Origin of the sequence: Cryobacterium sp. 10I1, from assembly GCF_035019805.1 — a bacterium.
In the GTDB taxonomy this organism is placed as follows: Bacteria; Actinomycetota; Actinomycetes; order Actinomycetales; family Microbacteriaceae; genus Cryobacterium; species Cryobacterium glucosi.
This window is the reverse complement of record NZ_JASJVF010000184.1, coordinates 1-6,623: the sequence shown is the minus strand read 5'-3', so window position 1 is coordinate 6,623 and position 6,623 is coordinate 1. Positions and strand designations below refer to the sequence as shown.

Below are 6,623 nucleotides of genomic sequence, written 5' to 3'. Positions count from 1 at the left end.
GGAGCCCGTCGGCCGGCGGCATCCCCGCGCCCGCGACTGAATTAGTATGCTCCTCCACTCATTGGAACGCTATGCTAATGAGATGGATTCCCCCGGAAGGACGCGGCCGAGCCGTCGATCGGCGCAAAGCGAGGCGACCAGGACGGTCATCCTCGACGCGGCCGAGCGCCTCATGCTCGAGCGCGGGTACATCGCGGCATCCATCGCGGCGATCGCCGCGGAGGCCGGCGTCGCGGTGCAGACCATCTACAATTCCGTGGGCCTCAAGGCCGACGTGCTTGCGGCGGTACTCGAGCGTGGTGCCACGGAGCCGTCGGGCAGTGGGGAGTCCGCGCTCCAGGATCCGGTTGCGTCACCCCGGGAGGCGAGCGGACCGCGCTCGGCGACCGACATCATCCGCCTCCTCGTCGACTGGTGCGTCGAGACGAACGTGCGCACCGCCGCCCTGCGGACGGTCGTCGCGCAGGCCGCGGGGGTCGATGCCGACGTGGCGCGTCTCGAGCTGCGCCAGTCCGCACGGTTGCTGCACAACTTCAGCGAGACGGCAACGGCGTTGCGCGACCGCCATGCGTTGCGCAGCGGCCTCAGCGACCACGAGGCGGCCGCGGCGATCTGGGCGCTCGCCCACCCGCAGGTCTACCGCTCCCTCGTGCTCGATCTGGACTGGTCCCTCGGGGCCTACCGGGAGTGGCTCGGGAACACGCTCCGGGCCACACTTTTCTGAGCGTCCCTCCCCGTCGCCGCGCGAGAATATACTAGATAGCTGGCCCGGTCGGGCCGAACCCCTCCCACGAACCTTCCGAACGGACTATTGCTGTGCTCAGTGTGCAAAACCTCGAAATCAGAGTCGGGGCGCGCGTGCTCATGGAAGACGTCAGTTTCCGCGTCTCCGCCGGCGACAAGATCGGCCTCGTCGGCCGCAACGGTGCGGGAAAGACGACCCTCACGAAGACGCTCGCGGGCGAGACGATGCCGGCCCACGGCCAGATCGACCGCTCCGGCCAGATCGGCTACCTTCCGCAGGACCCGCGCTCCGGTGAACCGACCATGCTCGCGCGCACCCGTATCCTCGACGCCCGCGGCCTCGGCACGATCTCCCTCGGCCTCTACCAGGCCGGCCTCGACATGGGCAGCGACGACCCCAAGGTCGCCGCGAAGGCCATGAAGGTCTACGGCAACCTCACCGACCAGTTCAACGCCCTCGGCGGCTACGCAGCGGAGGCGGAGGCGGCCTCGATCGCGAGCAACCTGAACCTTCCGGACCGGATCCTCGACCAGGAGCTGCAGACCCTCTCCGGCGGCCAGCGCCGCCGCATCGAGCTCGCCCGCATCCTGTTCTCCGCCGCGGAGACGATGATCCTCGACGAACCGACCAACCACCTCGATGCCGATTCCGTCGTCTGGCTGCGCGAGTTCGTCAAGAACTACCGCGGCGGCGTCATCATCATCTCCCACGACATCGAACTCGTCGGCGAGACCGTCAACCGGGTGTTCTATCTCGATGCCAACCGCATGGTCATCGACATCTACAACATGAACTGGAAGAACTACCAGCGCCAGCGCCTCGCAGACGCCGACCGTCGTAAGAAGGAACGCGCCAACGCCGAGAAGAAGGCGTCCACCCTGCAGCTGCAGGCCGCAAAGTTCGGCGCCAAGGCGAGCAAGGCGGCAGCGGCCCACCAGATGGTCGCCCGGGCTGAGAAGCTGCTCTCCGGACTCGACGCCGTGCGCGCCGTCGACCGCGTGGCCAAGCTGCGCTTCCCCGTGCCGGCCCCGTGCGGCCGCACCCCGCTGATGGCGAACGACCTCTCGAAGAGCTACGGTTCCCTCGAGATCTTCGCAGCTGTCGACCTCGCGATCGACCGCGGGTCCAAGGTCGTCATCCTCGGCCTCAACGGTGCGGGCAAGACCACGCTTCTGCGGATGCTCGCGGGCGTCGACAAGCCGGACACCGGCACGATCGTCCCCGGCCACGGTCTCCGCATCGGGTACTACGCGCAGGAACACGAGACCATCGACGTCAAGCGCAGCGTTCTGCAGAACATGGTGTCCTCGTCGCCGAACATCACCGAAATGGAAGCCCGCCGGGTCCTCGGCTCGTTCCTGTTCACCGGTGACGATTCCGACAAGCCGGCCGGGGTTCTTTCCGGTGGAGAGAAGACTAGGCTTGCCCTCGCGATGATCGTGGTCTCCGGCGCCAACGTGTTACTCCTCGACGAACCGACGAACAACCTCGACCCCGCGAGCCGTGACGAGATCCTCGACGCGCTCGCGCACTACGAGGGTGCCGTCGTTCTGGTCAGCCACGACGAGGGCGCCGTCGAGGCGCTCAACCCGGAACGCGTGCTGATTATGCCGGAGGGCACAGAGGACCACTGGAACAAGGACTACCTCGACCTGATCATGCTCGCCTAGCTTCCGCTATCGGTCGGTGCGTACTGTCTGTCAGTGCGTGCTGTCGATGAGGTCGTCTTCGACCTCTGCGTCCGTACGCGGCTTGGCGGCCGCACGGCGGGCGCGTTCCTCTGCGCGCGTGCGCTCTTCGGGGTCGTCCGCGTTGAGAGAGCGGAATTCCTGCCGCACCGCCCAGCCGAGCCCGATGAAGCCGAGCAGGGCGAACAGCATCCACTGGAACGCGTACGACAGGTGCGAGCCTTCGTCCGCGACCGGCCTGGTCACGCCGGCCGGCCGGGTGGCCGGCGCGGGATCCTCGGAGGCCATCAGGCCGTATGCCGCGGTGTACGTGGGTGCGCCGACCCGGTCGGCGACGTCGGCGAGGTGGATCGTGGCGATCTGGTTCCCGCTCGCCGTGCGCCCGGGAAGGGTCGGTTCTCCGGCCTTGAGCCTGGCGATGACCGTGACTTCACCCGTCGGCGCTGCGGGAACCGGGCCGGGGGCCTCCGCCGTCTCGCCGGTGGGGACCCAGCCACGATCGACGACGAAGACCGTGCCGTCAGCGAGGAGCAGCGGCGTGAGCACCTCGAAGCCCGGGTGCACGTTCAGCGGGCGATTCCGCACGATCAGCTCATCGGCGACGAGGTACGTTCCCGTCATCGTCACCGGCAGCCACTTCTGTGACTCGTTGAAGGAATCGAGAGTGGGAAGTGCTTCGGTCAGGCTCACCGGGATGTGGTCGTAGTTCGCGTCGACCTTGTTGATCTCGACGAGGGCCTCGTTGCGCCTGGCGAACTGCCACATACCGAGGCCGGCGCAGGCGGCGCCGAAGATGATGGTGAGCACGAGGTATCCGGCCCACCTGCGGGTGAAGGCGAACTTCCAGCCGGTCACGACGGGTCCGTCCCTGCGGCCGGGCGGCCCGGTATTGTGTCCGGTGCAGCTTCGAGCGCGAAGACGGCCACCGGAAAGTCCCTGGCACCCAGGAATTCCCGCAGATACTCGACATGCTCCGGGCAGGCGAGCCAGGTCTTGACCCGGTCAGCGGTATGGATACGCGGGTTGCGCCAGTCGATGCGCCACTGCGCGTCCTCCCGGCAGCCGGCCCTCGAACAACGCGGTACGTCGAGGTCGTCGTCGAAACCGATCATTCGTCCGTACCCGGGCCGCGGGACGGGTCGTGAGTCGGCGCCGGCCGGTCGGAGGCTTGCCCGGGTGGCGACTGGGCGGCCGACGAGGATTCAGGACTGGTCGAGGACTGACCGCGGTAGAGCTGAACGGCTCCCGGGCGGACGACGGCGGTTCCCGCGCCGTTTCCGTGGACGTTTGCGACGATGACCGCGAAATAGGGGAGCAGGATCGCTCCGGCGGCGCAGACCAGGAGCCACCAGCCGTGCACGAAGAGCATCAGGACGATGCACACCATCCGGATGCCCATGGTCACCGAGTATTTGATCATCCGGGCGCGTCGCTCGGCCTCCGGAGACGGAGGCAGGGACGTGATCGACTGCTGTTTCATACTCTCATCGCTTCGGTCAACCGGTGGAGGTTTTGCCTGATAAGCCTACGTCTCGCCCGGTCTGTGGGATGACACCGTAAACTGGAATATACGTGCGTACGGCTGGTCGTTCGCTGGGAATAGATTGGAACCGTATGCCCTCCGTCAGGACCGTTCTCGTGACCGGGGGCAACCGTGGGATCGGCTTTGCCATCGCCGAAGAATTCGTGCGCCAGGGCCATCGCGTCGCGGTCACGGCCCGCTCCGGGTCCGGCCCAGAGGGCAGCCTCACGGTACGTGCCGACGTCACCGACGCCGCATCGATCGACGCCGCGTTCACCGAGATCGAAGCGTCCCTCGGACCGGTTGAAGTGGTCGTGGCCAACGCCGGCATCACCAAAGACACCCTTCTGATGCGGATGACGGAAGACGACTTCACCTCCGTCATCGACACGAACCTGAGCGGTGCCTTCCGCGTCGTCAAGCGCGCATCCAAGGGCATGCTCAAGGCCAGGTTCGGCCGGATCGTGCTCATCTCGAGCGTGGTCGGCCTCTACGGTTCCGCCGGGCAGGTCAACTACTCCGCCTCCAAGAGCGGGCTCGTCGGGCTCGCCCGCTCGGTCACCCGCGAGCTCGGCGCCCGCGGCATCACTGCGAACGTCGTCGCACCCGGCTTCATCGAGACCGAGATGACCGCGGAGCTTTCCGAGGCCGTCCAGGCCGAATACAAGAAGAACATCCCGGCAGGACGCTTCGCTTCCCCCGCCGAGGTCGCCAAGGTCGTCACGTGGCTCGCGGGCGACGACGCCGGTTACATCTCCGGCGCCGTGATCCCGGTCGACGGCGGACTCGGAATGGGTCACTGACCTCCGCCATGAGACCGACAATGACGGCGACAATGCGGGCGGTTGTCGTCGACGGGCCTGGTGACCCCGGTGTTCTGCGCGTCCGTGACGTGCCGATGCCGACGCCGCGACCCGGATGGGTGCTGATCCGGGTTGAGGCCTTCGGGCTCAACCGGTCCGAACTCCACTTCCGTTCCGGTGTCGCGTCGACCGGCTCGTTTCCGCGCATTCCTGGGATCGAAGCGGTCGGAACGATAGCGGATGCCCCGGGTGGGGAGTATCCCGTCGGCGCCCAGGTGGCCGCGATGATGGGCGGCATGGGCCGCTCCTTCGACGGCGGTTACGCCGAATACGTGTCGGTGCCGGCCGCGATCGTCGTGCCCTTCACCAGCGGACTCGGCTGGGACGTGCTCGGTGCCGTGCCCGAGATGCTGCAGACCGCGGCGGGGTCGCTGCGTGTCGGGCTGCAGGCCGCCGACGGCCAGAGCCTGCTCATCCGCGGCGGAACGTCCTCTGTCGGCCTCGCGCTGGCCACCCTCGGCGCGCTGCGCGGGATGCGGGTGCTTTCGACCACGCGGAATCCCTCGAGCGTCGGCCTGCTCGAGGCTGCAGGCGCCGACCACGTCATCATCGACGATGGCGAGGTCGCGCGCCGGGTGCGGGAGATCGTGCCTGGCGGTGTCGACGGAGCCGTCGAGCTCGTCGGCGTCAACGTCCTGCGCGACACCCTCCGAGCGGTGCGAGCCGGAGGCACCGTCTGCTTCACCGGGATGCTCTCCGACACCTGGACGATCGACGAGTTCTACCCGATGGACTGGCTTCCCAACGGAGTGCGCCTCACCGCGTATTCCGGAGAGGCCGCAGACCTGACATCAGCGGAGTTGCAGGCCTTCCTCGACGCCGTCGCAGCCGGTCACGCGCGCGTCCCGCTCGGCCGTGTCTACAGGCTCGATGAGATCGTGCAGGCCCACCGCGACATGGAGGCCGGTACCGCCGGCGGAAAACTCGTCGTCCTTCCGCGCTGAACTCCCCGACTGAGGTCGGACGGATCGTCACACCGCTGGCGAACGGCGCCGGTCACATGCACAGCGTCCGTCAGGGGTCGGTACCCTCGTTTCCAGGTGTGAAACTCAAGATGAGAAGCCTAAAATTATGTGAGTAAGTCTCGCATTCGTGTTCGATTCGGGGTAGAATCGGGGTATGGCAGGAGCTTGGGATCCCCAGTCACACACCCCGCAGGCACCCGGTTCCGGGGTCGCGGGAGATCAGCCCATCGCAGGCGTCAAGTCGGCCCATCCGGTTGCGGTTGTCGAGGGTTTCGAGGGCGCGGAGGGTCTGGCCGGGTCGGTGTCGTCGGTGCATGCGGATGCTGTCGCCCGTCTCGTGGAGGCCCAGGCGGTTCTCGCCGAGGCCCTGGCCGCGATCCCGGTCGGGCTGCTCAGCGACACAGAAGCGGTCACGGCGCTGAGCACCGTGGAGGCGATCGGGCGGACAGTGGACGCGGCCAGGGTGAGCACGGCGACGGATGTGGACCGGCGGGCCCGGGTCCTCGGCCGGGAGGGCCTGGCCTGGCGGATGGGCTGCACGGGCCCGTGGGATGTCCTCACCCGGGTGACGCGGGTGTCGGCCCGGGAGGTGAAGCGGCGCACGAAGCTCGGCGACGCGGTGTTGCCGCGGCCGTGCGGCGGGAGCAGCTGGTTGCCGCCCTTGTTCCCGACCGTTGGAGCCGCCCTGGCAGCGGGGGAGATCGGGGTGGAGACGGCGGAGTTGATCGTGGCCGGGTTGCAGGTGATCAGTCACCGGGTGGCGCCGGATGACCTGCTCACGGCGGAGCGGGCCCTGGTCGCCACGGCGGCGGGCCTGATCACCCCGGAGACGGAGGACCT

General features: G+C 67.8%; 8 protein-coding genes. 5 read left to right on the top strand and 3 right to left on the bottom strand.

All coding sequences use genetic code 11. The features are described 5' to 3' along the window. Positions 1-82 precede the first annotated feature (82 nt). Together QN345_RS13990 and QN345_RS13985 are read left to right on the top strand one after the other, a co-directional pair. Positions 83-724, top strand: coding sequence for a TetR family transcriptional regulator (locus QN345_RS13990; RefSeq protein WP_322189699.1), 642 nt, complete (start codon positions 83-85; stop codon positions 722-724). 92 nt (positions 725-816) lie between these two features. Continuing rightward, a complete protein-coding gene (locus QN345_RS13985; RefSeq protein WP_322189698.1) occupies positions 817-2,415 on the top strand; it encodes an ABC-F family ATP-binding cassette domain-containing protein in 1,599 nt (532 codons plus the stop codon). Positions 2,416-2,445: 30 nt separating this feature from the next. Here the strand turns inward: QN345_RS13985 and QN345_RS13980 are convergent, their stop codons facing one another. Genes QN345_RS13980 through QN345_RS13970 form a run of 3 tightly spaced genes read right to left on the bottom strand, consistent with a single transcriptional unit; the run spans position 2,446 to position 3,913 of the window. After that, a complete protein-coding gene (locus QN345_RS13980; RefSeq protein WP_134448674.1) occupies positions 2,446-3,288 on the bottom strand; it encodes an SURF1 family protein in 843 nt (280 codons plus the stop codon). After that, complete coding sequence (locus QN345_RS13975) at positions 3,285-3,545, bottom strand: hypothetical protein (protein ID WP_322189697.1); 261 nt, start codon at positions 3,543-3,545, stop codon at positions 3,285-3,287. Before QN345_RS13975 ends, QN345_RS13980 begins: the two co-directional genes overlap by 4 nt. Next, positions 3,542-3,913, bottom strand: a complete 372-nt coding sequence (locus QN345_RS13970; protein ID WP_134448670.1) for a DUF3099 domain-containing protein — start codon at positions 3,911-3,913, stop codon at positions 3,542-3,544. The genes QN345_RS13975 and QN345_RS13970 overlap by 4 nt, the downstream gene beginning before the upstream one ends. 134 nt (positions 3,914-4,047) lie before the next feature. On the opposite strand from QN345_RS13970, the gene fabG reads away from it, so the two are divergent. The 3 genes from fabG to QN345_RS13955 all read left to right on the top strand — a co-directional run. Beyond that, positions 4,048-4,758, top strand: a complete 711-nt coding sequence (fabG, locus tag QN345_RS13965) for a 3-oxoacyl-ACP reductase FabG (RefSeq protein WP_134448668.1) — start codon at positions 4,048-4,050, stop codon at positions 4,756-4,758. A 20-nt stretch (positions 4,759-4,778) separates the two neighbouring features. Further along, the gene (locus QN345_RS13960) at positions 4,779-5,762 is read left to right on the top strand and encodes a zinc-binding dehydrogenase (protein ID WP_134561128.1); all 984 of its coding nucleotides are present in this window, start codon (positions 4,779-4,781) and stop codon (positions 5,760-5,762) included. A 175-nt stretch (positions 5,763-5,937) separates the two neighbouring features. Further along, the coding region (locus QN345_RS13955; protein WP_323508769.1) for a DUF222 domain-containing protein at positions 5,938-6,623 on the top strand (686 nt) is incomplete at its 3' end.